The sequence below is a fragment of the Methylobacterium sp. NEAU K genome, from assembly GCF_030700285.1.
GTDB lineage: Bacteria > Pseudomonadota > Alphaproteobacteria > Rhizobiales > Beijerinckiaceae > Methylobacterium.
Genome location: NZ_JAUYZJ010000017.1, coordinates 84,489 through 111,338 on the forward strand (window position 1 = coordinate 84,489; position 26,850 = coordinate 111,338).

Here is a 26,850-nt window from a genome sequence, read left to right on the forward strand (position 1 = left end):
CCGATCCGATCGAGACCGACCGGAGCATCGCCGATGCCGACCACGCCCCCACGGCCGCCGCTCGGGGCGCGGCGCCGGCGCTTCGTGCTCGAACGGCCCCTGGAGGAGCCGGACGGGTTCGGGGGCGTCCTGCGCCGCTACGTGGCCGGCCCGGTCCTGTGGGGCGCGATCGCCCCGGCCGGCGTGGTCGAACGCCCGGCGGGCGGCCGGACCGACACGCTCGCCGCCTATCGAGTCACCCTGCGGGGGCGGCCCGCCCTCGACCCGACCATGCGCCTCGCCGCCGGCCCCCGCCGTTTCGCGATCCGCGCCGTCACCGAGCCGGACGCGCTCGGTCGCGACCTGATCTGCCATGTCGAGGAACTGGCGCGGGAGGGCGCGTCGTGAACGACCCGAGCCCCCTGCTGGCGCTCCGCGCCGGCCTGATCGCCCGCTTCGCCGCCGATGCCGGCCTCGCCGTCCTGCTGGGCGGCCGGGTCCGGCTGCACGACGAGCCGCCCCGAGGCTCGGTGCCGGTCTACGCCCTGTTCGGCGATGCCGAGATCCGCGACGATTCCGTCGACGGTGCCGAGTGTAGTTTGACGGAAAAGTTTCTGCTTTCTCAGACAAGCTTGTCTCGGTTCTCAAACAAATTTGCTCGCCTCACCCTTTGCGCGGCGAGACCAGGCCGAAACAGGGTCTGATCGCTCCTCCGCGACCCTGGCTTTCAGTCCGGTTTGGCGGAAGGCGAGGCGTGATCGCTGCCTCGTGGCGCACTTCAACCTTGGTTATGTCGAAGCTGAGCACCAGAGGGGCCTCTCGCCAAATGCCGGCCACCGACCGACTGCTTGAACGCACTGGACCAATTCGATCCGCGCTACAGACCCGTCGCCGGCATCCCAGCCTTTGCCGAAGCCTAACTAGGAAAAATTTTTTTGTCGGCTTTGATGACAGGGCGCTTTGCAAGCTGGACGTCCGGTGCGAGCTTCGTCGATCGGAAACCGCGTAAACCCATCCACCTCCTGCCCGGACGCTGGACTTGCGCTGCTGGCTTCACCGCGAGCCGCCGATCGGGCGCGTGGCAATAGAGTATCGGACCGAAATGCCCTCGTGCCGAGCTGAGCGTGCCCGCGGCATGCGACCCGTCGACTGCTGGCATCGCCGCTCGATGGGCGCCGGACGATCGAGCGCTGGCTCGCCCGCCATCCGTCCGCGCCTGTAGTTGCCGTCGCCTCGTTTTGCGATCGGCGACAGGATGGGCCGCGTCGTCGAGCAGGGCGACGTGGGGCGACGACGAGGATCAGGGACGGTACGTCCAGGTATCGTTGTCGAAGTCGCCATCCACGCCGCCGCGGTCGATGTCGTTGCCGGCCTCGGCCAGAACTCTCTCGTCGTAGAGATTGCACACTGCCCGCTCGATCGCCGGCAGGGATGAGACGTGGAGGCAGGTCGTGACGCCGGGCGGCCGTTTCGGGATTGATCCGAGCCTGACGGGAACGCCTTCGAGATGAACGCGTCCCGTGCGCTCGTACATCGCCACGAGGGAGTCCGCGACCTCGCGGGCGATGCGCCCGTGTTCCGCCTCGTAGAGCTGCGCCAGAAGGGCGGCGATCTGATCGGGCTGAAGGAACTGGTCGCGGAAGCTGCGCTCGGAAACTCTTCCGATCAGTTCGACGTCGCCGCGATGCACGTGGAGGCGGCGTCCCCATTCGACCGCTAGAATCTGCAGGCGCACGACGCGATCGACGAGGTGCGGATCTCGGCCGTCCCGCTTCGAGTATGCCAGCATGAACCAGACCTGCTGGAAGTCGGGATCGTCGGTCGGTTTGCCGAGCAGCTTGAGAACCGCGGCACGATCGAGCCAATCGTGATCGACGGCGCCGCGGCGGAAGCCGCCGTTCCGCGCCTCGGCTCTCCTGACTTCCTGGATCCGCAGGTTGAACGCCATCGCCGTCGCGCGGGCATCGACGTCGTTCATGCACCAGCGGTCGACGCCCCTGATCGTCCGCAGCGACATGCGTACGGGACAGCCGCCGAGCTTGGCTACGCCGTCGGCACGCGTCGCTTCGACGAGCGACTGCCAGACGTCCGAGGCCATCGAGCAGCAGTTGACATTGGCCAGGCTGCACATGGCGGTCAGGGAGATCCAGCGCGCTCCGGTCTTCGACCCAAACGCGATCTGCGGCTCCGACGCCGCCGCTTCGCTCTCTCGGGCATCGTGCATCGCCCTCGTGGCCTCGAACATCGTTCACTTCTTCGAATAGCCGAATCACAAGGGTGAATCGTGGTCTTGAAAATCGCAAACGTGATCGTTGCCAGATGCTTATGCCCGTTCCCCGACCGGTTGGCCGGCTGTGAACGGCGTCCGCTGCGCCATGAGACCAAGTAGCCGGACGGAGGGCGTCCGAGTGTCCGGGGCCGGCCCGTTCGCCCTTCCGCCATGAGGGCACGACATCCCTGGCGTCGACTGCGCGGCGATGGCATGTTCTGCCGACCACTCCTTCGGTACGGCTCCGGCAGCGTCTTCTTCTGGCATCGCGGATGGATGGCGGCTCCTTCAAGGCAAGGCTGAAGTTGCTTGGGCGCACGCAGACGGCGTTCGCGGCCGAACTTGGCGTCGCGTTGCGTACCGTCCACTATTGGGCGAGCGACGGACCACCGAACGAAATCGCTCAATTCCTCGACGTCTTGACGATCACCGAGATGCCGTTCGGACCTGCTGGTGCCGACCCCGCAGCCTTTCGTCGTGCCGTCGAAGCCGAAATGGAGCGCCTTCTGTCCACCATCGTCCCCGAACGTGAAGGGGAGTTCCTCGACGTCCTTTCGACATGGGTCGGGGAACGGCGGGGCGCGAACGCCGACGACGACGGGCTCGACGCATGAATATGCTGCGAATTGCTGAATGAAATATCGATTTGGTGAGTGTTTGCCCGAATTTCCCGCTGTTCGATGTGGGCGATCATTGGGTTGATTTGGGCAATAATTGCCTCCACACTTCGATAAATTCCGACGCAGAGCGGATGTCGCGGCCAGTCGAGCCAGGTCCACGAACACGACCTCTCCGGACGAGGCCAAGATGCAGCCCCCTCACGAACGCCGACTGCCGGCGGAGCCGAAGCCTTCCGGTTCCCGCGGCGACGTATGGCCGAAGGCGGAGTTGTGGCCATGCCGCTCTCGCACGACAAAGCACACGTTAGCGCATCGAACGTTGCTCACACGGGCCGTCCCGGCTTTCGATCGTTCAAGACGTCGACGCCCATCGTTTATCCGGCGCGTTGGCACCGCGATCTGCTGATTCAGGTGAGCTTGGATTCAAGGATCGAGTCCATCGAACCGGTAACCGGCATCGTCGGCAACGGCAGCGTCTTTTCGATCATAATCCATATCGACGCCGTGAGACGACTGATTACCGCCGTTCGGGAGCCGATCGTGCGAGGGCTCGGTATCGCCGGTCTCGAAGAAGCGATTCTTCCGCGGTCGGTGGTGCTCGCGGAGCCGAGATGCTCGGACGCACGCGCCGTCTGGTCGACGCGGCGGCATCAGGTCTCGCCGGGCAACCGCCTGCGTATCCTTCGATCTCTCGAGGAACAGTCCGACGGCTCGACGCTGGCCAAGACCGCCGATCTCGTTCGCGGCGGGGATGTCGACCCGACCGAAGCCGTTCTTGCGCTGGCATGCGCCGGCCTCGTCGATGTGGACCTCCGAGGGCCGCTTTCGCCAAGCACGCCCGTCAGGCGCCGGACGACTGTTCCAAACAAACTTCCTGCCCCGACCGCTTCCGGCCCGGGACTGGCGATCGGCGCTAACGATCAATGCTGACAATTTGAAATGAAATATTTTAGGTGGTGTATCGCTCGAATTTACCGAACATCGAACCCGTCTTCCTCGCGACGTCGATCCGGGGAACTCGACCTTGGCAGTTTGCGTATGGAGGGGCTAACTAGAGCGTATGAAAACGATGATCGAACTTATTTCGAGAGGGCTCCTTACGGGAGTCCGTGCCGCATAACGGTTCGTTCGGTCTGATCGACCGCGGCGAGCCGATGTGCCCCGCGGATACTTCCTCACGAGAGCCCAACAGTCGGAAGCGGGCATATGCCCGTGTCGGGACCGAGGTTCCGACCTTTGCTCTTGGTCGCAACACGCCGAGCGCATCGAACTTCCGGCTCGTCGGCACACATCCCCCGGGTGCGCCTCGCGAGAGGAGCCGCCGGGAATCCGACGAGGACCCGGTTTCCGCATCTCGCGGAATCCAGATCGGTTCCACGTCTCGGTTCCACTCGAGCTGGAAAGGAGATGCTGACATGTCGATGCTCATTTCCAAATTCGCGCTCATCCCGCTCACCGGCCCGATCGCGCTCGAACGAGGCTGACGAATCCGAACTCCGGTTCAGATCGAGCGCGTGATGGGGGTGAGATCCGCAAGGATACTCCCTCTGTCCGAGTTTCGCCCGAAGACGAGCGGGCTCTACTGCTGGCGCATTCCAGTAACGACAACGCAAGGAGGCTTGCATGCGTACCGACACCAAAATCGTCCATTTCGACGTCTTCGGATTTGATCCGAAAGATTTCTCGAATGACGGGCGTGATTACTGCGTCGACCCCGATTTCGATCGTGTCGATGGCGATGTCTTCCGGGACTTGCATCGACCGATCAATCCTCGACGCAAGCCCTGCTCGGACGGCGGCTTCTTCTGATCGCCCTCCAATATCGGCGACCCCGGCCTCAATCCGGGGTCGTCGCACGCATCTCCCGAATTCCTGGTCGGGAGGAGACGGCCATGCCGCCCGTCACGTCGTCGGCGTGACACGCGAGGGCATCGGGCCGCGAATGCCGAGTTCCACCCGTTGGGGCCTCGATCACCTCAGAGGGCGCCCATCTGTTAGCCGTCCGCGATCTCGGCAGACCTTCGGCCGTCGATCCGGCGTTCAGCCGCCTTTCTGAGCCATTCCCGGCGTCCATGCGAAGGAGTTGTCTGCATGAGCACTCATGTGTCGGTGTCGACCGCCTTCGCCCGTCGGTCGCTCCCGATCGATCCGATGCGCGGCCATCGAAACGGCATCACCCTCCGCATCGGCAGACCGAGCAGTAACTCCGCCCGAGAAGGCCGCTCCTTGCCCGGATGCACACGCCGCACCTTCGGTCCGCGCCGTCTGCGGGTGCCGTCGGCGTCGTTCCGTGGCCGTCTCGCACCGCAGTTCTTCGACGCGTAGCCGATCGGGGCCACGCCGACGGCGAGCCGCCTCCCGAACAACTCCTCCCTCCCGCCGATCCACCGGCGCGAGGCATCCGGATGCTTCGCGCACGGGGATCAGGCGATGGGTTTCGATTTCAGAACCAAGCAGCTCAAGCGGATCAACGGCGTCCGCAAAGCCGACAAGAAGACGAACAGGGGCAGCTTCACCGGTGTCATACCCTGGTTCGATCTCGGCAACCTGATGGGGCCCAGTCTCGGCGAGCATTACGAAGGTATCATCGAGGTGGAATCCCTGCTGGAGCACGACTTCGTCGTCCAGGCGCGTTTCGACGGCGTGACGACCATGGTCCGTCCCCAGCCGGAGAAGCTCAGGTGGTGGGATCCGAGAAAGAGCCGTTGGCGTACCCACATTCCGGACTTCGAGGCGAAGCGAACCGATCGGAACGCCCGTACATTCGTGCAGGTGAAGCCGAAGAAATACGTCGAGCGTCTGGAGGAGGACATTATCCTGATACGCCGCAACTTCGAACGCCTCGGCTTCCTGTACGAGGTGATGACCGAAATCGAGATCCGGAAAGAGCCGCGCTTCGCGAACGCGAAGATGCTCTTCCCGCATACCGGGCCCATGGAGGATGTCGGTGCGCTCGACCGCGTGCGGGCCGTCCTCCGCGAGGCCGAAGGCTCGGTTCCGACCATGGGCGAGATCCGCAGGGCGGCCGGCATCGGCACGGCTTCGGATATGGCCGTCCTGCGTCTGCATGTGCGGTCGGAGGTCCGATTGGACCTCGATGTCGAGATCGACGAGCGCGCGCTCGTCCATCCGGTCCTTCGAAGCCCCTGACGGATCAGGGGCGGCTCGCTTCGCACCGGCCGAGCATTGACGCATACGATGCTCGCCGCCGGACCGTTCCCGACGCATCACAGAGAGGTTCGATGCCCCCGTTCCGGCTTCATCCAGGCGACTATATCGTGTTCGACGGCGAGCGCTGGGATCCGGAACTCCTGCTCGAGAACGGCATCGCCCTACGACCGCATGCCGGAGGCAACAGCCGTCCATTCACATGGAGCGACATCACGCGCTTCTGGAGCGACCGTCGCCTGACGATCACCCGCGCGGGCATGGCTGGCCTCCCCGCCAAGCTCGTCGCAGACATGCGCAAGGACATCTCCGTTTTCTCGGAGCACCAGCAGGAGGTCGCCCGCTATCGGATGAAATTCATCCGGGCGCTCGAGTTCGCCCTGTCCCTCCGGGAGGTCGGACGCAGGTCGTTGTTCCGCCCGGCGCGTATCAAGCCGAAATCAAAAATCATCCTGACGGCGGCGAGCCTCGATCGCCTCTGCGAGCGGGTTGCGAAGCAGATCAGGAACAAACCGAAGGACGACATGCCTTGTAGCGGTGCCGCGCTGCTCGATTGGTACGCGCGGTATCGTAAAAGCGGTCGCTGTTATTGCGCCCTCATTCCTCAATACCATCATCAGGGCCGCTGGGGCACGCGTCATCATAAGATCGCGGTCGAAGTGATGAACGAGTACGCCGCCTTCTACTTCCTGCAGCCCGAACGCCCGGCGGTGGCCGGCCTGTTCGGAATCGTATCCGACGCCATCCGCAACAAGCTCCGCGAGGCCGGTGTCGACAAGGATCTTCGGGAGGCGGGAAACCTCGATCCCGATGCGATCGAGACGCTCGTCCCCGACATCAAATCGTTCTACCGGCTGATCGACAGGGTCCGACGACGCGACCTGATCACCTACCGTGACGATGCCCAGACGGCCGATCGCACGCTCCGGCTCAAGCAGGCGGGACGCAGATACACGAGGCCAGGCGAGGCGATCCAGATCGACACCACCGAGTTGCCGGTCGTGCTGTGCGATCCGGAGCAGTCGATCGCCTACAAGCACGTCCAGTTCACCCTGGCCGTGGATCTGGCGACGCGTGCCCCGCTCGGCTTCTACGTCGGTCTCGAACGCGGTTGGGCGACCATCCAGGAAACCCTGCGCATGACGATGCTGCCCAAGGATTGGGTGGCGACGATGCACGACATCGTCAACCCGTGGCCCTGCACGTTGAAGCCGGAACTGGTGTTCACGGATCAAGGAGCCGACTACCGTTCCGAGAGCCTCGTCACGGCTACGTCGCAGCTCGCGATCCGGCTCATGCATACGCCCGCCGGCCATCCCGATCTGAAGGGTGCGGTCGAGCGACTTTTCAGGACCGCGAAGCAGGCGATCTTCGACGGCATTCCGGGTCGCCTGTTCAAGGACGGCGGCCGCCGCGTCGACTACGACCCTTCCGGAAACGCCATCCTCACGATGGATCAGGCCATCTGGGTCGTGACGAAGTTCCTCGTCGACTACTACATGATCGATTGGCACGAGGGGATCGGCGGATCTCCGCTGGACAGGTGGAACAAGCTCGTCGATCGGAAACGCGTCGAATGGGTCGACGACGTCGATCAGCTGATCTCGCTCATCTCGACACGCTGCAGGCGCACCGTCCAGCACACCGGCGTCGAATGGGAGGGGCTGCATTACGGGGCCGGCTCCGAGGAGCTGCAGGAGCTCCTCTGGGAGCGCAAGCTCAAAGGCGTGAAGTTCGACATCGGCATCGACGCGCTCGATGTCGGTCGTGCCTATCTTCTCGAACCCGGAAGCGGCCGCTGGATCACGCTGCAATGCAACGATCCCGACGCGCACGGGCGTACGAAGCACGAGCACAAGCTGATTCGCGCCGGACGCAACGCCGACAAGCGCGTGCACAGGCGCAAGCATCGAGCAGCTCTGGATGCCACGACGCGCGCGTTGAAACTGGGGACGGAAGAAGTCTTCAGGAGCCGCCTCGCCAAGCGCGTCGCGGCTCAGGAGGCGCGAAGGACCGTCAAGGTTCGTGATCCGATGGCCGCGCAGAAGACCGAGGCCATGGACCTCGGCCCCATGCCTTCGCTGACTGACGGCCCGAATGCCTTAGCGCCTCGTCCCACCTCCCGGCGGCAGCAGCCGCGACCGCGGCTGCCGCCCATTCCCGTCCCTGGTCCTTCACGCACCGGGCCGATCCCCACTGTTCCCGCGATCGGCGGAGCGCCCACGGCGCCGACCACCGCGGCCGAGATCCGCGTGGCTCGACGCCGCGCACCCATGCTCCCGAAGGCGGCTCTCCCGTCGTCCGGCGAGTCCCCCCAGGTGGCAAGAAAGGCGTCCTATGTCCGCTTCTACTGATCTTGCCCCCGCAGCCGAAGCCATCCTGGCGCGGGCATCCCGTGCCCTGGTGCCCGACCACGCCGACCTCGTCGACGGCCTGGAGCATCTGAATCGGCTGCGCCGATCGGCCGAACGCGGAAATCCGGGCCAGATCATGCTGCTGACCGGCGAGTCCGGATCGGGCAAGACGACGCTCGTTCGTTGGTTCATCGAGCAGGAACGAGGGCGGATCCGCCGGGAGACTGGCCGCAGTGCCGGCATCGGTTTCGACGGGCTCGTGCTCTCGGATGGCCCGAGCGGCGACGAGCGCCCCATCGTCTACGTCAGCGTGCCGAGTACCCAGTCGCAATCGGCGCTGGCCGCTGCGATCCTGCGCGCCTACGGCGCACAGGCCCCTGACCAGCTTCGCAAGCACCAGATCCTCGGCCGCCTGCGCGCTCAGATCGTGGGCCAGAAGACCAAGGTGTTGATCCTCGACGAATTTCACCATTGCGTCGACGAGGATCGCGACAGGGTCGTCAAAGCCCTCTCCGAACTCGTCAAGGACCTCCTCGTGTCCACCAAGGTCCATATCGTGATCGCTGGAATGGGGCTCGCATCGAAACCCGTCGACCGGAGCACGCAGCTCAACCGCCGCTGCAAGGTCCGTTTCCCGCTCGCCCCGTTCGGCTGGGGCGAGAGCAGAGTCGAGCAGGAGGAGTTCCGCTCCTTCCTGCGCGGCTGGGAGGCCGCGATGGATCTGCCCGAGCCATCGTACCTCGACGATCCGGCGCGCGCCGCTCGGATCCATCGCGCGACGGGTGGTCTGATCGGCTTCTGCGCCCGTCTGATGCTCAATGCCCTGGAGTACGGCCTCGAGCGCGGCATCGCGCGTATCGACGACTACTTCCTGGCGCACGTCTACGATGAGACGAGCCTGCCGGGGGACGCGACGAATCCCTTCCGGGAAGCGCTCGTCGGCGACGAGGAGGCCCAGCTTGAACCGGTCGGAGAAAGGCTCGTCGAGCGCGAGGCCGCCGACACGGGCAGCGCGGGCGGGAGGGACCGTCGCGCGGTTTCGGCGGGGAACGCCCGAGGGAAGGCCGAGCGCGGCCATGTGGAAAAGGTATCCGCACGATCCCGCACGGCAAAGGGCGCCGCGGCCGCATGACGGGAGAGCGAGGATGTATTTCCCGTTGAGACCCCGTCACCGGCTCCACGAGCCAGCACATGGATACGTGCTTCGGCTCGTGGAGGCCAACGGATATGCATGGCGCGGCTGCAAACTTTCGCAGGTCGGCGCGAGTCTTTCGGGTCTCGCGAACGGTATGGGATTCGATTTCGCCTGCCGTCACGGGCAGGCGGATCTCGCACAGCTCGCCTTCTCCACACCGCGGCTCTGCGGACCGGGCCGCTATCGGCTGTGCGGGCAGGTCCTCCATCGGCCGCACCTCGTCTTCGGTCGAAAAAGGTTTTGCCCGAGCTGTTGGGCCGAGGACCGTATCCAAGCGCGGGAAGACGGGCCACACATACGATGCTGGTGGTCGGTTGCAGCCGTGTCCGCCTGTCCGTTCCATCTGACGAGACTTACGGATCGTTGCCACGCCTGCGGACGCCCAGGCGACTTCGAGAGCGGTGGTCTCACGACCTGTAGATGCGGCGCCGATCTGATCATCTCGCCGAGCGCGGGCGGCGCATTCGGATCTGCTTCCGTCGACAGCTACATCGTCGGACGCTTGGCCGCGCTTCCATCATCGCAGATGCCGATCCTCGACGACCTGACACTCGGCGATGCGATCGTCTTTCTGCAACGTCTCGGATGCATCGCCCAGCCCGGATCGCTCGTCCGTCTGACGGACGTCTCCCGACTCGACCGGGTGCCCCTCATGGTGGCCGGAATGGAGATGTGCATCCTCGGCGAGCGGGCAGTCGAGGCGGCGCTGGGGCAATATCTCGACGCCACCGGTCGGACCGACGCGTTCAAATCCGCGCTCGGATCATTCTACATTTGGCTCAGGAACCTCGGACCCTCCCCGGCACGGGCTTGGGTCATGGATCGGTTAGCCGCCGTCTTCCAAGGACGGCACTTCCTCTGGATGGAGCGGCGAGGCGACGGATCCCATAGTCCGACGATCGGACGGGTGAATTTGCGGGCGGCCGGCAAGCTACTCGATCTCAGCCATACTCCGACGCGCCGCGTTCTCGAGACTACAGGTCTTCTGCCGCAGAAAGGACCTCGGCATATCCGCCATACCGTGGATCGTGGCCAAGTCGTGGAAGTTCGGCGACTTCTGGACCGGCTGATCGACGTTCCGACCGCGTCTTCCCGGCTCGGCATCAATGCGAAATCCGTTCTGGCCCTCGCATCGGGCGGCATTCTTCCTCGTTCCGACCTGGGACGGCAGGCGTTCGGCAATGCCACGGTGTTCGATCCCGACGATGTCGATGCCCTTCCGAGAAGGCTGACGAGGTCCGCCATTTCAGTCGACCGGATGCCGGCCGGCGGCCGAAGTCTCCCTTCCGTCAGTAGAACCTGCGGAATGGTCGAGCTGTGCCGGCGGATTCTCGACGGTCTGACGGAGCCTTGCGCGGTGATCGTCGGAGAGACCGGACTGAAAGCCATCGTCCTCGGAGCGGACATACATCGATCGTTCGATGATGCGTACCGAGATTCGCATCTGACCGTGTCGGCCGCCAGGCGTCGGCTCGGACTTCGGGAAGCCACGATGGCAGGCCTCATCGCCGGAGGTCATATCCCGTCGGAAAGCGTGAAGGGAAACCGCAAGCTCGTCCGATCCGACATCGTCGAGGCATTCGCGGCACGATACGTCTCAGCTTCGGAGGTTGCCCGGATATGGCGGACGAGTACTACGGTCGTGCTTGAGCGGATGCGCGCCGCGAACTGTCTTCCAGCAATCGAATTTGAGAGAGCAGGTCGGATCGGACCGAGATTCTTCGAGCGTGCGACGATTGCCAGGGTAGGCCAGGATTAGGACAGAGAGACGTTCAACAACGATTTTGCATTACAATCTACGTTTTAAGGATCGCAATCTGCGGAAATGCCTGGTTATGCCAAGATATGATCGATATCATTTCGAATGATTTCATAAGAATTAAACAGCGTTACACTGCGCGAATGCAATGCGTTGTGAGGGATGGGCATGAAAATTGACATTAGAGGGCGGATTACAACAGTCGTACATTTTGACCAGCTAACAGCTGTCCGGCATGATGATGCCGTCCAGTCCGTTGGCTCCCGAGAGTCTACCGACGGCGGAGATGTGTCCTGCGAGTAGCTCCTCGACGACGCGGATTCGTGACATCCGCCGTAGGCGTCGCCACTTTTCGAATAGTAGGCTGTTCGCGGGAATGTCCGATATCACCGGTGCCATTCTCGTAAGCCTGTCGAGGAAATGTGCGACAACCGATTTCTCGAAGTAGAACTCATTGTAATGCATGAGATTGGTTCGCAGGACTGGGACGATCTGCCTCTTTGCGACGAGCCGATCCATCTCGTCGCCGCTGAGGCCGAGCATCGAACCGACCTTAGCTGACGTGTCGGTCGACGCAGTGAAGGCGTCGACCTGTTCGATCACATGGATCGGCACTCCGATCATCCGCCACTCCATATACGCCCACGCAGGATCTAGAAGACCCAGCGCAACCGCGATTCTGAAAAAGGGCAGCTCCCAGGCATAGTTCTTGTCGCGGGATGCCGGCATCGGCGGCAGGCCCCGTCCGGGATATATGGTTCGGAAGATTTTCGGATCGGGGCCTAGAGGTAGTCTGGAAAGCGCGTGTTCGACGATCCTGTCGCGAAGCGGTGCGTGGTCTTCGCCGCAGAACCCGAGAGGCCGTTTGACACCCTCGAGATAGTAGGTGTGAAGTTCGCCGTAGATGGCCTTCAACGACAGACGTGCGCTCTCGATGCTCGTCTCCAGCCACCGTGCGTCCAGGAAGGTCGACAGGCTGCCTTCGCTTTCGAGGATCTCGAATCCACGACGGAACACGTCGGCGTCGCGGAAGGCCACGGTCTTGTCGAAGTGCTCCCTTTTTCCATGCAGCGCGATCCATCCGAAGAGTGCCGCCGAAACCAAGGCGTCGACAACGGTCAGTTCGTCTAGCAACCGTTTTGGAATACTCGGCCCGAAGCCCAGCCGGCCGACGAGATAGGCCTCCCACGTGGCATCGACCGAAGCATCCGGGGGAGTCGATGCAATGAGTTCTGCGGCCTTGAATTCTTCATCGGAAGACGGTCGCGGTTCCAGGGGACGCTGGTGGTCATGGCAGAAGCGGATCGCCAGGCAGTCCCACCAGACCCGCCTGCGGGCTCCGAGCGGAATGCTTTCGATGTCCGCGGCCCTGTCCAGGCGGGAGCATTCGGGACAATGGACGTTTCGATCATAATCCCAAAGACGACGGTCCATGACCGTGTCACCCAATTGCACGGTCTGCTGGGAAGAGAGCACCAGGGTCGAGCGTCGCAGTCGGACAGGTTCGACGTCTGCCAGCGCGGCGACCTGATCGACCGCTCTGCCCTTCAGTATGGACTTCCAACGAAGCTCGTGATCGAGCGCCATGTCCATGGGAGGCACGCCGGCGCGCCTGGCCAGCCGCTCGAACAACCCGTAGGCCGGTTCGCCGTCATTATAGGGGCCGCCTCGAAGCGGCACGGGCTTGAGGGCATTCGCTTCGTTGGGCAACGATGTTGTCGCTCCTTCTCGACATGTTCGATGCCATCCTGTTCCTTGCAGGCGCGCTAAGCCTTCCCGCAAGCTTCGACTTTGGCGAACGAAGCGTTGCGATCGGAGGATCCGGCCCCGTCGGAAGCGTCTGGCCGGATCCTTGAATGGTGTGCAACGGCTATTACGGCGGGAACGGCATCGAGCCTGCCGGTGGGAAGATACCCTTTCGTCCCAATCCCCGACCCTCCTGATCCATTGGCCAGGAGCGATCGCTATCGGGTCGATTGATCTCCGCCGGCTGATCGGCGTGGTGACGCGCATGCATGATGATACTCCTGCAACCTCGAAATCGTCTGATCACCGCGAGTCATTTCGTCGGCCGTTTCGCTGGGTCGAAGGGTCTTGCTTGCACTGCTGATCGTCATTGGTGCCTCCTCCATGTCGAATTCCGAACCGACGCATCACGCCATCGGGCGAAAGGCGACGATCAAGTTGTGGAAGGATCTTCGGAGAGCGCTGTACCGGGCTTCGAGAGCCGGCCGCGATCTTTTCATGGATCGTCGACCGGCCTTCAGGCGCGGCGAAAGCGCTCGCTAAGGAGCCCTTCGTTGATATGGACGATCCCTGTCATGGGATGGACGGTAGCCACAGAACTGCCGACCTGCCAGCATGAAGATCGATGATCGCGGCCAGACTTGCCTCTTTCATTAGTTTTATGTGAACGAAACACTCGACATCCGATGGACGATCGAAAGCCGCCATTCGGCCATCGGTAGCGGTGATGCTCTTTCCTCGGAGGGTAGCGGGGCTGCACACAACTACCGGAAACCTATACGAGGTACTGAGGGGCCGATCGTGTTTACCTCGGCGGGACTCCCGATCCTGATCGATTTGTCCCCTTCGGTCCCATGCGGCAGGTCAAGACAGAGGCAAGCTGAATCGTCAGGGGCGGGTTTGACCCTGACCTTGACCCTGCACTAATTTCGAACTCGGACCACCGCATAGGGGCAGGTCAGCTTGCGCCTACCGATTTCGATATATTCAAAATGATTGCGATATATCTAAATATTTAAATAAAACTTGACAGTAAAATACAGTAAAAAGCCGCTTAACCTGAGAAAATTTCAACAAATGACCACCGATTCCGTCGCGACAGATAAGTCCAAAGGTCGCGACGGAGTTTTCTGGAATGACGCATGATGTAAGAATTGGGAATCGATGTGGTTCTACTCGCGACGAATGCGTCGATCCAGCGTTTGCCTACAATCCTCGAAACCCGCGCGTCTCCTCACGATATCCGTCAATCCTTCGATGAGAGCCTCTCGATCGGTGTCAAGAACCACACACAGCATGTCGATCGCTTCGGAAAGTGATCGCAGATCACCGACATCCATGTCGGATGGTGGCAGCGCGAACATTACTATATCTCCTCGTCATCCAGGTGGAATTCGGCAATTCCCGGCACTGCGTCCAGTCCATTGGCGGACAAGGTGACCTCGATTTCGCCGCGCGAAAGGTAGCTGTTTTCGTCGAGTTGATGGGCGATCGCCTGCAGGGCAGCCCTGTGTGCGACCAGGACGGCGTGTGCCCGTTCGCCTGCACGACGCAGGCGCTCCATCACGGCCGGAAGAAGTCCTGCGATCATGACCATTTCGCCGGGGACGGTCTCAAGATGGATGTTGCCGAGGCGGCCGAGGCCGTATCGCAACTCAATGTCGCGAGCGAGCCTGGTCGCCACGGCGAGATCCGAAGCGGCACCGTTTCCCGAACCGATGGATCCGGCGCCGAGTTCGATCTCCTCGGCGACTCTGCCCGCCAGAAGAAAAGACAAGGCAGCTTCCAGACGCTCCAGTGTCGCCGCACCGTCGTCGACGGACTCGAGGCACACCTCCCCGCCGTCGTCGTAGAGCGAGAGGTCCGTCACTTCGCCGTGGCCGAAAGCGCGAGCCACGACCGCATGGCCGGCTTCGTGGACGGCCACGCGATGCCTCACCGCTTCCATCGGCGGACGACGCCCCTGTCGGATCTCGACGAGCAGATCATCGATCGTCACAGCCCGGTCCCTGCGACGGGCCGTTCCCTTGGCCCGTCGGACGAAGGCCTCGACGTCCGCCCCCGTCATGCCGCGCGCGGCCAGCGCCAACGGAAGCGTCGACGCATCGGACAGGATTTCGCTGCCCAGATGATGGCGAAAGATACGGGCCAGCGCGGTCGTATCAGGCTTCTCGATCTCGATCTCACGGTCCAGACGTCCGGCGCGCTTGACCGCAGGATCGATCTTCCCTGGATGGTTGGTCGCGGCGACGACCACGACGCCCGGGCGCTCGTCCACGCCTGAAAGCAACTCGAGGAACAGGTTCACGATCTGCGTCCAGTACTGGACGTGGTCGCCCCGGATCTGAGCACGATCGGATATGCCGTCCAGTTCGTCGATGAACAGGATGCAGGGGGCCTGCGACTTGGCCTGGGCGAACACCTTGCGGATGGCCTGCAACGTCCCGGACAGGTAGTCCGAGGCGTTCCACTCGGCGACGGACGTCGCCACCAGCGGGACGCGCGCGCTCTTCGCCAAGGCTCTGGCGAAGCTCGTCTTCCCGACACCGGGCGGACCCGATAGGAGCAGCCCGCGATGATCGATCTCCGCCCATTCCAGGCGTCCGGCGCGGTAGGCTTGCAGATCGGCTGCGGCAGCCAACCCCCATGTCTTGGCCTCGCCATAGCCGTCGAGCACCTCCAGCGCCGGACCGTCGCCGAGAAAGTTGGCTTTGGCGGCAAGGATCCGCTCGAGCGCCTCGAGGCAGGCGTCCGGCGTGTCGGTTCTGCGGAACGCGACGGGCAGGTCGGAGATGTCGATCATGCGCAGAAGATCCGGATCGAACATCCTTGAGGGAAGGCCGCCGACGACGGCTTCGACGACGAGCGCGAGGCCGGCCTGATCCAACCCGGGTAGCGCAATCCGGTGTTCGGCGGAGCGCATCAGGTCTCGCGGAAGCTGCCGTTTCGGGTCGGGCGCGATGCCGACGATCGGAATCCGGACGTGCAAGGCGGTGCCGATCACCTCGTTGCCTTTTTCCGGCCGAGCGTCGCGACCGATCCCGTCGCACACGAAAAGAGCGGCATGGCGTCGGGTCAGTTCGCGCCATGTTCTCCCGACGGCGAGGTCCACGACCTTGGTCTGCGAGCGGAACAGGCACTTCTCGGCGACGATCCGGACCGGCTCGACGAGGTCCGAGACGTTCGTCGCGAGCGTGACCACGGGCGCCTCGCGGCGCAGCCGGCGGACGAGGCCTGTCTCGGCCGCGACTGCGCGTGCGAGCATCACGGCGACCGCGGCGAGGTCGGCCGGGACGGGCACATGTGCCGTCTCGGTCCGGTTCGCCTCGTCCCGCGCGACGATCCTCTCTACGGCATCGCCGTCATCCAGCGGAGCGTCATCCTCGAGTGCATACGAATTGGAGCGATGATTCGCCTTCAGACGCCGCCGCTCATCCTGCGCAAGTTGCTGCAGGAAGGCGCGAGCGAGTTGGTCGGAGGCTTCGTCGGTCGGCGGACTTGAGATCGATGGTGCAATGGCATGCGATGGCACGAACATGCGACTTCTCCCGCAGCCGTACGCATGAGCGTCGGCAACTGGCGTGGATATCGGGATCGAAAGGCAACGCGGCTGGCTCGAATGCTTCGAGATGCTCTGCAGGCGTCGCGGCAGGAGTTCACCCTCATCATGGGCGAAAGCCAGCACTAGAACAGAAACAGAACGATTGCCACCGTCGATCGTGATTGTCCACATGGCACGCTTGCGCCGTGGCGGGACGCCCACCTACAGGTGGAAGCCGAGCGCGCCTGGAACGGCCCTTGAATGAAAGCCTCTGCCATATCGACTATTCGGCGATCGAGCGAGCAGCGGATCGTATGGTGGGACAGGGTTAATCGCTTCCGACTGCAATAGATTGATCTACCCGATGTTAGTCGGACGGAGCAGTCTTGATCTTTCTCCCGGTCAACTGACCTGCCCCTATGCGGTGGTCCGAGTTCGAAATTAGTGCAGGGTCAGGTCCGAAGCTTGATTGGAAATCTGGTCGGAGAAAGTGAGAAAGTATGATCTGCGGTGGCCTGAATCGATCGATCAGGCGTCCGCTTGCGGGTTACGATCGACAGCGTTTGAACAGCGCGGAAGGGCGCAAAGCCGCCGACCGGGTTTGGCCGAAAGAAGCTGGTCTGCTTCGGAGCGGCGCCATCGGAAAAGCGGACAGCCCTTTACCGACCCAACCCTGACGCACAAAGCCTTGCGAGCGCGCCCCGATAGCGAACCTTAGCTCGGGTTTTGATGCTCATTGGAAATTCACGTCAGCGAAACCGTCAAGCTGTTAGCTTGTTCCGATTCAAGCGGTCATGGGAAGCTTAAGCCATGAAAAGGGGATGCCAGGGTTGCCAGGCTGGTGAGCCGCTGCCCTTCGAGTTCACGATGGCGTTCCATCCCATCCTCGACCTTCAACGACATGGCGTGTGGGGCTACGAGGCTTTGGTCAGAGGCGTCTCAGGTCAGGGCGCCGCTCAGATCCTCGCGATGGTCGATGAGGCAAACCGCTACAAGTTCGATCAGGCCTGCCGCGTGAAGGCGATCGAGCTCGCCAGCTCGCTGTTTGTCGAACCTGATACCCATCTGTCCATCAACTTCATGCCCAACGCTGTCTACGAACCAGCCGCGTGCATCCGGGCGACGCTGGACGCTGCACGCCGCGTCGGCTTCGCACATCAGAAGATCATGTTCGAGTTCACCGAGAACGAGCGCATGGCCGATGTCGCCCACGTTCAGCGCATCGTCACCGAGTATCGCAAACAGGGCTTTGCCACCGCGCTCGACGACTTCGGTGCAGGATACGCCGGGCTCAACCTGCTCGCGAGCTTCCAGCCCGACTTCATCAAGCTCGACATGGAGCTGATCCGCGGCATCGCAGTGTCGCACTCTCGCCAGACCATCGTCGCGGGTGTAGTCGCGATTGCACGCCAGTTGGGCATCGAGGTGATCGCCGAGGGCGTGGAGACAGAAGCCGAGTTGGACACTCTACGCGCGGCCGGCATTCACCTGTTCCAAGGCTACCTGTTCGCAAAACCGGCCGTGGCCAGCTTGCCGGCAGCATGGCTCCCGGAGCGAGGCTCTGCTTGGTCAAGGACTGAGGCTGCCCTGGATGGTGAGGTTGGTACGCGGGCAGCCTGAGGCCTGAGCAACATCGGATCGATTTGAAAGGCGCTGCCGTGCTCTCTTTCGAAGCCATCTCTCTCGACACGCTCCTCACCCTTGAGGCGGATCAGCTCGACACGCTGCCTTTCGGGGTCGTCGGACTGTCAGCAGAGGGCATCGTTGAGACCTACAACGCCACGGAGGCGCAACTGGCCGGCCTTCACCGCGATGGGGTGATCGGCACGCACTACTTCTCCGTGACCGCCCAGTGCATGAACAACTTCATGGTGGCGCAGCGCTTCGAGGACGAGGCGGAGATCGACGCGATCATCGACTACGTGCTCACCCTGCGCATGCGTCCGACACCCGTGCGGCTGCGGCTGATGAAGGCGCCGCGGGCCGATCGCCGCTTCATCCTGATCCAGCGCTGAGCGAGGCCGCGGTGACGACAGATCTCGAAGCCGAGAATGCGGCCCTGCTGCAGTTCCTCTATGCCTGCCCGGCCGGGCTCGTCGAGTTCTCGGCCGCCGGCGCCATCAGCATGGTCAACCCGGCCGCGATGGGCCTTCTGATGCCGATCGCAGGCAAGCCCTTCGTTATCAACCTATTTGACGTCATGGACAGCTGCGCGCCGGAACTGCGCAACTTGGTTCAGCACTTCTCCCCGCCGCAGGGTACGGTCTGTGATGGCCACCGCATCGTGACCGGACGCGGGGAGCGCTCGACCGTCCTGGCCTGCAGCATCGTGAAGCTGACCCAGGACCGGTATGTCGCTACGCTCTCGGATGTGACCGAGCAGGTCGCCCGTGAGCGACGATTGAAGCAAGCTGAGACCTGGTTCGCCTCCCTACTCGACGGCGTCGATGATGTCGCGGTGCTCTCACTCGACGCGAACGGGTGCATTGACGCGGTCACATCCTCAGCGGCACGGCAGACCGGCTTTACGGACGCCGAGCTCATCGGCAAACCATTCGAGTGGTTCGACCGTCCGGACCGCGCGTCGGCGATGCCGCTGCCCGGTGAGGCAATTGCCGTGGCGCAACGGGATGGCTGGTACCTGCATGAGGGCTGGCACGCCCTTGCCGATGGCGGTCGCTACTGGTGCCAGCGCTTGGTTGCCGTGCGCGACGAGGCAGCGGGGGCTGCCGCGGGATATACCCTCGTCATCCGAGCAGTGACCCGCCAAGGGCGTGACGCGGCCGACTTGCGCAGGATGCTGACGCTCGACCATCTCACGGGCGCGAGCAACCGCGCCCACTTCTTCGAGACAGCGGAACGCCAACTCCTACGAGCACTCCGTGATGGCGGGTCGTTGGCTCTCGTCGTCCTCGATGTCGATCACTTCAAGCGCGTGAACGACGAGCACGGGCACGCTGCCGGTGACGTGGTGCTGCGCGAAGTCGCGCGCCGCTGCGAAGCGGAACTGCGTCCAGAGGATATCTTCGCCCGCATGGGCGGCGAGGAGTTCGTGGTGCTTCTGCCAGGCACCTCGCTGATGGCGGCCTCTGCTGTGGCCGAACGCTTGCGCGCCTCGCTCGCACGCGAGCCGATCGATGTGGGCGAGATCCAGCTGTGCATCACCGCAAGCTTTGGCTGCTCTGCGCTCGATACCGATCCCGCCGCATCCTTGGCTGGCCTGCTCGCGGCCGCGGACAGTGCGCTGTACAGTGCCAAGCGCGCGGGCCGCGACCGGGTCGCTCTGTCAAACTCAGATCAGGCAGCGGCCTGAACGCTGGTAATCCCGTGATGCTATCGCGAAGCGCCCTGGCTAGGGTCCTGCAAAGCCTGCTCATCACTGAACTTCTCAGAGCACGCGGCCGCGGTAATCCTGACGCGCGTCTTCCGGCGCAGCTGCCACTCGCATGGCCCGAAACCATGCAGATAAGCTCTGGAGCGGGAGAGGGGTTAGGGTGCGACTCGTTGGAGCGTTTATGGCTGGCCTCCGCGGTCAATGAGATGTTCCACCTCTACGAGGCGGGCGGTGAGGACGGGCTGCTCGCGGACGCCACGTTCGGGGCTTGGATTGAGCATGTAGAGGCAGCCCGGAGCTCCGGTGTCGCTTCGATCACCTTCTCGAGCTCTGGGACGAGCGGGCGACCGAAGCGCTGCTCGCACACGGCCGATGCTCTACGCACCGAGACCGCGTTCCTGGGGGAGCTGTTCCGGGACAGGCGGCGCGTCGTCTCCCTCGTGCCGGCTCACCACGCCTATGGCTTTTTGTTCGCCGCGCTCCTGCCCGATGCGCTGGGGGTCGACCATGTCGACGCGACGAAGCTCAGCCCTGCTGAGATCACTCGCTACCTTGCGCCGGGGGATCTCGTCGTCACGTTTCCCGACCGCTGGCGCTGGCTGGAGCGCTCGCTGCCCGGCTGGCCGGAGGACGTCGCTGGCGTGGTCTCCACCGCCCCGTGTCCGCCGGACTTGATCGCGGCGCTCTGCGAGCGCGGCCTGTCGGCGATGACGGAGGTGTATGGTTCGTCTGAGACGGCCGGCGTGGCCGTGCGCCGCTGGCCCGAGGTTTCGTACGTTCTCATGCCGCACTGGCATTTCGTCGAGCCGATCAGCGAGGATGCTCCGGAGGTCGTCCATCGATCTGGACGGCGTCTCACATTACCCGATCGCATCCGGCTGCGAGATGGGAACCGGTTTGAGCTGGCAGGCCGACAGGATGGTGCCGTACAGGTGGGCGGCATCAACGTGTACCCGGACCGAGTGGCGGCGCGCCTGCGTGAGCGGCTGGGGGTTCGCGACGCGGCGGTGCGTCAGATGCGCCCGGATGAGGGTTCCCGTCTGAAAGCCTTCATCGTACCTGATGTGGGGGCTGATCCGACCGCGTTGCGGACCGATCTCTACGCATGGATCGACGGCGCACTGGCGGTGGCTGAGCGACCGATGGCACTCACCTTCGGGCCTCGGCTGCCGACAGGCATGATGGGCAAATGCGCCGACTGGTAAGGAGCGCAGACCAGTCCTGACGGTTGGTTGGCGTGAAATCCCGACACCGGCCGACAGCAAGAATACGCTCGAAAGCTCTGACGTCTAAACGGTGCAGCCTTGTCCCCTTACAGCAATCTGCACAGCTCGTTCTCAAGACCGCAACGGGCGCAGACCGGCCGGCTGGGTATGGCCGAAAGCCGTCTGGCCGGTTTCGGGCGCGTGATGCGCTAAACCAGATATCGCAGCATTCTTGCTGCCGCCGTAAAGGGATGAACGTTATGCCGACCCTTGAACAGCCGACACGGTTTTCCGACACGATTGCGGCCGTTTTGGCCGGCCCGACACGCGTCTCCGGGGATCGTCGGGAAAACGGTCGGACACTGTTGGCGAAGTCGGCGGCTATGCGGCGAGAGCGCTGAAGCGTGAGGTATGCGCCGAAGCCAGCGGTCTGTGCCCGAACCACGCGGCGAGACGATCCAGGTTGAGGGCAGCGGCCGTGGCCACACCCTGGAAGGTCGTCTTGGCCAGTCCGCGGTAGCGGGCTCGGCGCAGGCCGAAGCTGCGCACGCCCTGCGAGATCGTGCCCTCGATGCCCTGCCGTTGCTCGTACAGGCGTCGGCCCTGCTCGCTATGTTGCTGCTGGCGCGCCGCCGCCAACGCCTCGTGCTCGGCACGCGGGTGCAGGGTCAGCCGGCGGCTCGTCGCCCGCGTACAGCGTGGCTTGGCCGGACAGGGACGGCAGTCGCCAGGGCTGAAGCCGGCTCGGATGAACGGGCGAGCGCTCGCCGTGTCTCGGTACACGCCCCAGCTCGTGCTCTCACGACCCTCCGGACAGCACACGCGGCGGCGTTCCCAGTCGACGGCGAAGTCCGCCACCTGGATCGCCTCGGCATTGCGCCGCTGCCAACTGTGATTGGACCGCGCCGGGCCGATCAGGGCGATCCCGTGCCGTGCGTTGGCCACCACCAGCTGCTCGGCGCTCACGTACGCGGCATCGACCAGATGCTCGGACGGGGCTAGGCCTGCCTCGGACAGCGCTTCGTGGATCGCGCCGGTGCGAACGGCTTCGTGCACGTTGGCCGGCGTGGTGTCGGTGTGGACGACCAGCCGCGGCAGGCCGGGGTCGCAGGTTTCCGTCAGATGGACCATGTACCCGGTCCAGTCGGTTCCGGACTTGGCCCGGAACCGGGCGTCGATGTCGTAGGGTGACTCGACACGGTCGCCGGGACCACGACCCCGCACGTCGCGCAACCGCACCAGGCCGGCCTCGCCGTCCGTGCCGCTCCCCCGCTCGAAGTGGCGCGCCCACACCCGCCGGAGGACGGCGAGGGCGGGGAAAGCCGTGGACAACGGCGGCGCATCTGCGTCGTCCACGGCGTCGAGCAGGCGATAGCCATCCGCCCCGACGCGGAGGACGTAAGCCTCGCGCTTCGCGCCGGTCTCCGGCAGGCGCGTTTCCTCGACCCGATGATCGTAGCGTGTGTGCCACTCAGGCAGGGCGAGAGCACGCAGCCAAGCGGGGGCGACTGTCGCGACGGCATTGAGGGCTGCGCGCAGCGTCTCGGCCAGAAGCTCGACCCGGTTGAGATCCCGCACTGCCGCGAGCACGTGCGTGCTGTCGGTGCGCTGACGGCCCCGCGCCTTGAGCAGGCCTTGATCGCGCGCGGTATCGAGGATGCGGGCCAGCAAGCGTTCGCCGGCCGCGTGCTGCAGGAGCCGGCCTCGGAACTCGCACAGAAGGCTGTGGTCGAAGCCGGGATCGATGAGGTCGAGTGCCAGCAGGTACTTCCAGTCGATCCGAGCCCGGACTGCCTCGGCCGCCTGGCGATCGCTCAGGCCTTCGCGGAACTGCATCAGCGTGACGAGGGCCAGACGCCAGGGCGCGTAGGCGGGTTGGCCGCGCGCCGGATAGAGGTCGGCAAAGGCCGTGTCGGCGAAGATGGGACCGAGGTGGTCCCGCAGCACCAGTAGGGATTGCCGCGGTGGAACGCGGTTTGGGCGATCCGAGAGGTGTCCTCAGGCACCGGCGCGAGCACGGATTGCGGGCGGAGCGACATGAGCGGTCTCCGGGCGGGACAGCCACCCTACACCCAGCTCACCACTGCTCGGAATTCGCCAACAGGGTCAGGTTGTTTTCCATACAAGATCAGCCATTTTACTGCGCAGCTGTGTCGAAACGACGTAGTGTTGAATTCCTTTTCCGTTGGCGTGGCGACGAGGGTCGGCAAGCCGCCAACCAATTATTCCACGCAAACTTGAACATTCCCCCATCTTTGAAAGTTATCGAACGATAGGGGGATCGTTCATGGCTGACGCATTGCGGTCAATGATGCTGAGGCTCGAACAGAGCGCCGTGGTTCACCGATACCTCGCCGACGAGGCCGCTGAAATTTCCAGCGAGCTTCGGTCCGTCAATTTAATCGAGGAAGCCGATGCCTTGATCGCCGTGGCGCGTAGCCATCGGATCGTGGCGCTCGAACTGGAATGCCATTCCAAGGCGATGCAGCCCGGGCTGAGTTCGGCCCCGGCGATCGCCGGATCGTAGTCACGATCCGAATCCTGCATCCGGGGCGAAGCGAACCGCTGGCGAGGGGCGACATTTACCCAGTGAATTGGAGGCCCACACCATGCCGCAAATGTTCGACTGGATCTTCTTCGCCATCGTGCTCCCATTCCCGGCCTTCCTGCTATGGGATTGGTCCCGGCATCGTGGGGAATCCGGAAACGTCAAGAACTCTAACTCTATTCACGGCGGGCCGGCGCGCCTTGATTGAACTGCCCCGGGTTTCCCGGAGGCTCCAACTCTTGAGAGACTGGAGCCATGACGAAGCATACCCCACCTTTTTCTCCTGAGGTCCGCGAGCGGGCGGTCCGGATGGTCCGTGAGCATCAGGACGAGCACGGCTCGCCGTGGGCCGCGATGCAGTCGATCGCCGGTAAGATCGGTTGCTCGGGCGAGACGCTGAGGAACTGGGTTCGCCAAGCCGAGCGCGACCGAGACGTGCGGGCCGGACCGACCACGGACGAGCGCGAGCGGATCAAGGCGCTGGAGCGGGAGAACCGCGAGCTCTGGCAGGCCAACGAGATCCTGAGGAAGGCGAGCGCGTATTTTGCGATGGTGGAGCTCGACCGCCGATCCCGGTCATGATCGCCTTCATCGACGATCATCGCATGCTCTACGGGGTCGAGCCGATCTGCAAGGTCCTGCCGATCGCCCCGTCGACGTACCATGCCCATGTCGCACGACGGGCTGCGCCCGAGACGCTGCCGGCCCGCGCCAAGCGGGACGCGACGCTCATGATCGAGATCCGGCGTGTGTATGAGGCGAACTTCCGGGTCTACGGCGTGCGCAAGGTCTGGCGGCAACTCGGCCGGGACGGGGTCGTGGCCGCCCGCTGCACCGTCGCTCGGCTGATGCGAGCGATGGGCCTGAAGGGCGTCGTGCGGGGCAAGACGGTCCGGACGACGATCCCCGATCCGGCTGCGGCCTGCCCACGCGACCGGGTCAACCGGCAGTTCAAGGCGGCGTGCCCGAACCGTCTGTGGGTCGCGGATTTTACGTATGTCGCGACCTGGGGCGGCTTCGCCTACGTGGCCTTCGTGATCGATGTCTTCGCCCGCCGGATCGTGGGCTGGCGCGTTTCACGTTCGGCCCGAGCGGACTTCGTGCTCGCTGCCCTGGAGCAGGCTTTGCACGAGCGCCGCCCCTTCGCCGGCAGCGGCCTCGTCTGTCACTCGGACCGCGGATCGCAATACGTGAGCCTCCGCTACACCGAGCGCCTCGCCGAGGCAGGCATCGAACCCTCCGTCGGCAGCGTCGGCGACCCGTACGATAATGCTCTGGCCGAGACGGTGATCGGCCTGTTAAAGAACGAGGTGATCCATCGGCGCGGGCCGTGGCGGTCCTTCGAGGCGGTCGAGTTCGCCACCCTCGAATGGGTCGATTGGTTCAATCACCGCCGGCTACTCGAACCCATCGGCAACGTCCCTCCCACCGAGGCCGAAGCGCGCTATTATGCCCAGGCCGAGGCCCAGTCCTTGGCGGCCTGACCCAAACCAAATGGCCTCCGGGAACCCCGGGGCGGTTCAGTCGCATCGAGGAGCACGCATACCGTCTGAGCCATTGCCCAGACTCGCACGTCTCACCGTGTGCGTGAATCCTTCGTCCGCGTCACTGCACTAGAGACGTCACTACAACACCGTGAGCCTACATGCCTCGTTGGGATACCGGCCGCCGGCCCTGGAGGTGTTCATCCCAGCCATTACCGCTTGGCCAGCTGCGCTTGCCCGACCAACTCCGCCGGCCAAGCTACCCGTGGTGGCCCTGCCTACCGCGCACTAACTTTCGATCCGGACCACCCCGTAGGACCGGATCACCGCTGCAGGCTTCTCGTATCCGGCTGTGCTGAGCATAAGGGGTCCAGGACCAAAACCCCAGGTTCTGCTTCCACGGCTGCCCTGCCGCACGATGCTTCCGTCGCGAGGCGGCCATTTCGAAGCCCCGAAACACTAGATTAGGCGCCGCAAATTTGTCACTTTAGCGCGGACACATACATAAATTCGGTCTGAATCGATGTAAAAATATCTAATGTAGCGTCCTCGTGCTGACGCCATACTTGGTATATATATAATTTCTTACTGTAACTCCGACCTTCATCGCGAGGTCGCTGCTAGAAAACATTGGATAAGAACGATCGACAGCGTATTCGTACTCGCCAGCATAAATAGACCAAGCCCAGAGCCGACGTCCGTAAAGACTCCGGCTGACCTCGACATGCAGGCATAAATTCTTATAGTCGTCGTTCGACATGCAGAACATTGCCACAGATGCGACAACAGACCAACGCGGCGGCGAGCCGCATGTCTTTACATTGCCACCCCGGGCAGCTTTGATGGCTTCCCGCGATCGACAGGCCATTGAGACCGTCGACGCAGTGACGCCAAAAGGGGGGGCGATGCAGAACCTTGCTTCGTCTGAATATCCGTGGGGTGATAGTTCCCCCCATGCGACCAAGCGCACGCCAGAAGCCCGCCCGACCTATGCGCGCAAACGGGCAGCCCCGGCCGCCCGCGAGCGGTGTCTGGCCCTGGGGCAAGTCGTCCAGTCCGAGATCATCCCTCAGCTGATGCTGCTGCATCGCGGTTTCGTTTCGGAAGCGCCCAAACCGACGTTCAAACCAGAGGTGGGGCAGGTCGCGGCCTTCACGGATTTGGCGCTTGCGGAGGATGATGCGCCCATGGTCGAGGCTTTCTCGGCCCTGGTGGCGGAAGGCCATCCCGTCGATCGGCTGTTCCTCGATCTGCTGGCGCCCTCCGCGGCCCTCCTGGGCCGCATGTGGGACGACGATCTGTGCGATTTCATCGAGGTGACGACGGGTGTCGCCCGCCTACAGTGTCTCGTGTCGCGGTTCCGGGTGGACGGGGATGCGGTCCCAAGCGACGGGAAACGCCGCCTGCTCCTGATGAGCGCACCCGGAGAGCAGCACACGTTCGGCGTGCGGATCGTCGAGCAGTTCCTGCACAGGGCCGGCTGGGTGGTGTCGATCGGGCTCTCCTCCAGCCCGGAAGAGATCGCCGCTTTGGTAGCGTCCGAATGGTTCGGCGTCGTCGGCCTGACGCTCAGCAACGAGGCGCGCGTCGATCAGCTCGCCATGGCGATCCGCTCCGTTCGCGAGGCATCGTGCAATCGATCCATCGG

Annotated in this window: 19 protein-coding genes, 3 pseudogenes and 1 other annotated feature; of the genes and pseudogenes, 17 read left to right on the top strand and 5 right to left on the bottom strand. The window is 63.7% G+C overall.

Going from position 1 to position 26,850, the window contains the following annotated elements; translation table 11 throughout:
* The first annotated feature begins 33 nt into the window (after window positions 1–33).
* Entirely contained in the window at window positions 34–387 is a 354-nt protein-coding gene (locus Q8W67_RS15300; RefSeq protein ID WP_305546964.1) for a head-tail adaptor protein, read from the top strand.
* Window positions 384–572: pseudogene (locus tag Q8W67_RS15305) on the top strand (DUF3168 domain-containing protein); the annotation flags it as partial. The gene Q8W67_RS15300 and the pseudogene Q8W67_RS15305, both read left to right, overlap by 4 nt.
* 707 nt (window positions 573–1,279) lie before the next feature.
* On the opposite strand, the gene Q8W67_RS15310 reads toward Q8W67_RS15305, so the two are convergent.
* Window positions 1,280–2,224 carry a hypothetical protein gene (locus Q8W67_RS15310; RefSeq protein WP_305546966.1) on the bottom strand — a complete coding sequence of 315 codons (945 nt, stop codon included), beginning with the start codon at window positions 2,222–2,224 and terminating at the stop codon, window positions 1,280–1,282.
* Window positions 2,225–2,520: 296 nt separating this feature from the next.
* Between Q8W67_RS15310 and Q8W67_RS15315 the strand changes: the two genes are divergently transcribed.
* The 7 genes from Q8W67_RS15315 to Q8W67_RS15345 all read left to right on the top strand — a co-directional run bounded on the left by Q8W67_RS15315 (window position 2,521) and on the right by Q8W67_RS15345 (window position 11,344).
* Entirely contained in the window at window positions 2,521–2,862 is a 342-nt protein-coding gene (locus Q8W67_RS15315) for a hypothetical protein (RefSeq protein WP_305546968.1), read from the top strand.
* A gap of 282 nt (window positions 2,863–3,144) precedes the next feature.
* Complete coding sequence (locus Q8W67_RS15320) at window positions 3,145–3,798, top strand: hypothetical protein (RefSeq protein WP_305546970.1); 654 nt, start codon at window positions 3,145–3,147, stop codon at window positions 3,796–3,798.
* Window positions 3,799–4,491: 693 nt separating this feature from the next.
* Entirely contained in the window at window positions 4,492–4,677 is a 186-nt protein-coding gene (locus Q8W67_RS15325) for a hypothetical protein (RefSeq protein WP_305546972.1), read from the top strand.
* Window positions 4,678–5,298: 621 nt separating this feature from the next.
* Window positions 5,299–6,018 (top strand): hypothetical protein, encoded by a 720-nt coding sequence (locus Q8W67_RS15330; RefSeq protein WP_305546974.1) that lies wholly within the window; start codon window positions 5,299–5,301, stop codon window positions 6,016–6,018.
* Window positions 6,019–6,110: 92 nt separating this feature from the next.
* Window positions 6,111–8,390 carry a hypothetical protein gene (locus Q8W67_RS15335; RefSeq protein ID WP_305546977.1) on the top strand — a complete coding sequence of 760 codons (2,280 nt, stop codon included), beginning with the start codon at window positions 6,111–6,113 and terminating at the stop codon, window positions 8,388–8,390.
* A 49-nt stretch (window positions 8,391–8,439) separates the two neighbouring features.
* Window positions 8,440–9,522: an ATP-binding protein gene (locus tag Q8W67_RS15340; protein WP_305546980.1), complete on the top strand. Its 1,083-nt coding sequence runs from the start codon at window positions 8,440–8,442 to the stop codon at window positions 9,520–9,522.
* Between the two features lie 67 nt (window positions 9,523–9,589).
* Window positions 9,590–11,344 (top strand): hypothetical protein, encoded by a 1,755-nt coding sequence (locus Q8W67_RS15345; protein ID WP_370693887.1) that lies wholly within the window; start codon window positions 9,590–9,592, stop codon window positions 11,342–11,344.
* 219 nt (window positions 11,345–11,563) lie between these two features.
* Here the strand turns inward: Q8W67_RS15345 and Q8W67_RS15350 are convergent, their stop codons facing one another.
* From Q8W67_RS15350 to Q8W67_RS15360, 3 genes are all read right to left on the bottom strand, one after another.
* Complete coding sequence (locus Q8W67_RS15350; RefSeq protein ID WP_305546984.1) at window positions 11,564–13,054, bottom strand: hypothetical protein; 1,491 nt, start codon at window positions 13,052–13,054, stop codon at window positions 11,564–11,566.
* A 1,208-nt stretch (window positions 13,055–14,262) separates the two neighbouring features.
* Window positions 14,263–14,454: a hypothetical protein gene (locus tag Q8W67_RS15355; RefSeq protein ID WP_305546986.1), complete on the bottom strand. Its 192-nt coding sequence runs from the start codon at window positions 14,452–14,454 to the stop codon at window positions 14,263–14,265.
* Between the two features lie 2 nt (window positions 14,455–14,456).
* Window positions 14,457–16,628 (bottom strand): AAA family ATPase, encoded by a 2,172-nt coding sequence (locus tag Q8W67_RS15360; protein WP_305546988.1) that lies wholly within the window; start codon window positions 16,626–16,628, stop codon window positions 14,457–14,459.
* 813 nt (window positions 16,629–17,441) lie between these two features.
* Between Q8W67_RS15360 and Q8W67_RS15365 the strand changes: the two genes are divergently transcribed.
* The 4 genes from Q8W67_RS15365 (at window position 17,442) to Q8W67_RS15380 (ending at window position 21,170) form a co-directional block, all read left to right on the top strand.
* Window positions 17,442–18,251, top strand: coding sequence for an EAL domain-containing protein (locus Q8W67_RS15365; protein WP_305546990.1), 810 nt, complete (start codon window positions 17,442–17,444; stop codon window positions 18,249–18,251).
* A 38-nt stretch (window positions 18,252–18,289) separates the two neighbouring features.
* Window positions 18,290–18,646, top strand: coding sequence for a hypothetical protein (locus Q8W67_RS15370; protein WP_305546992.1), 357 nt, complete (start codon window positions 18,290–18,292; stop codon window positions 18,644–18,646).
* Between the two features lie 11 nt (window positions 18,647–18,657).
* Window positions 18,658–19,944 carry a sensor domain-containing diguanylate cyclase gene (locus Q8W67_RS15375; RefSeq protein ID WP_305546994.1) on the top strand — a complete coding sequence of 429 codons (1,287 nt, stop codon included), beginning with the start codon at window positions 18,658–18,660 and terminating at the stop codon, window positions 19,942–19,944.
* A gap of 227 nt (window positions 19,945–20,171) precedes the next feature.
* A complete protein-coding gene (locus Q8W67_RS15380) occupies window positions 20,172–21,170 on the top strand; it encodes an AMP-binding protein (RefSeq protein WP_305546996.1) in 999 nt (332 codons plus the stop codon).
* A gap of 381 nt (window positions 21,171–21,551) precedes the next feature.
* Here Q8W67_RS15380 and Q8W67_RS15385 read toward each other — a convergent pair.
* Window positions 21,552–23,209 (bottom strand): annotated as a pseudogene (locus Q8W67_RS15385) (IS1182 family transposase).
* Between the two features lie 248 nt (window positions 23,210–23,457).
* Between Q8W67_RS15385 and Q8W67_RS15390 the strand changes: the two are divergent.
* The 4 genes and pseudogenes from Q8W67_RS15390 to Q8W67_RS15405 form a co-directional block, all read left to right on the top strand.
* Entirely contained in the window at window positions 23,458–23,697 is a 240-nt protein-coding gene (locus Q8W67_RS15390; protein ID WP_305546998.1) for a hypothetical protein, read from the top strand.
* 276 nt (window positions 23,698–23,973) lie between these two features.
* Window positions 23,974–25,202, top strand: a protein-coding gene (locus Q8W67_RS15395; RefSeq protein ID WP_305547000.1) for an IS3 family transposase whose coding sequence is annotated in 2 segments (ribosomal slippage) — window positions 23,974–24,262 and window positions 24,262–25,202 — 1,230 coding nt in all. Because the reading frame shifts where the segments join, the coding sequence is not laid out codon by codon here.
* Window positions 24,255–24,371, top strand: a sequence feature (AL1L pseudoknot). (Overlaps the previous gene by 117 nt.)
* Before the next feature lie 133 nt (window positions 25,203–25,335).
* A pseudogene (locus Q8W67_RS15400) lies at window positions 25,336–25,494 on the top strand (IS3 family transposase); the annotation flags it as partial.
* 466 nt (window positions 25,495–25,960) lie between these two features.
* Window positions 25,961–26,850, top strand: an 890-nt coding sequence (locus tag Q8W67_RS15405) for a B12-binding domain-containing protein (RefSeq protein WP_305547002.1), incomplete at its 3' end; no start/stop codon positions are given.

Excerpts from the sequence above, each read along its gene's own strand:
- Q8W67_RS15315 (WP_305546968.1), top strand. The coding sequence starts at position 2,521 with ATGGATGGCGGCTCCTTCAAGGCAAGGCTGAAGTTGCTTGGGCGCACG.
- Q8W67_RS15310 (WP_305546966.1), bottom strand. The coding sequence starts at position 2,224 with ATGTTCGAGGCCACGAGGGCGATGCACGATGCCCGAGAGAGCGAAGCG.
- Q8W67_RS15325 (WP_305546972.1), top strand. The coding sequence starts at position 4,492 with ATGCGTACCGACACCAAAATCGTCCATTTCGACGTCTTCGGATTTGAT.
- Q8W67_RS15355 (WP_305546986.1), bottom strand. The coding sequence starts at position 14,454 with ATGTTCGCGCTGCCACCATCCGACATGGATGTCGGTGATCTGCGATCA.
- Q8W67_RS15360 (WP_305546988.1), bottom strand. The coding sequence starts at position 16,628 with ATGTTCGTGCCATCGCATGCCATTGCACCATCGATCTCAAGTCCGCCG.
- Q8W67_RS15380 (WP_305546996.1), top strand. The coding sequence starts at position 20,172 with ATGTTCCACCTCTACGAGGCGGGCGGTGAGGACGGGCTGCTCGCGGAC.
- Q8W67_RS15320 (WP_305546970.1), top strand. The coding sequence starts at position 3,145 with ATGCCGCTCTCGCACGACAAAGCACACGTTAGCGCATCGAACGTTGCT.
- Q8W67_RS15335 (WP_305546977.1), top strand. The coding sequence starts at position 6,111 with ATGCCCCCGTTCCGGCTTCATCCAGGCGACTATATCGTGTTCGACGGC.
- Q8W67_RS15365 (WP_305546990.1), top strand. The coding sequence starts at position 17,442 with ATGAAAAGGGGATGCCAGGGTTGCCAGGCTGGTGAGCCGCTGCCCTTC.
- Q8W67_RS15300 (WP_305546964.1), top strand. The coding sequence starts at position 34 with ATGCCGACCACGCCCCCACGGCCGCCGCTCGGGGCGCGGCGCCGGCGC.
- Q8W67_RS15390 (WP_305546998.1), top strand. The coding sequence starts at position 23,458 with ATGGCTGACGCATTGCGGTCAATGATGCTGAGGCTCGAACAGAGCGCC.
- Q8W67_RS15330 (WP_305546974.1), top strand. The coding sequence starts at position 5,299 with ATGGGTTTCGATTTCAGAACCAAGCAGCTCAAGCGGATCAACGGCGTC.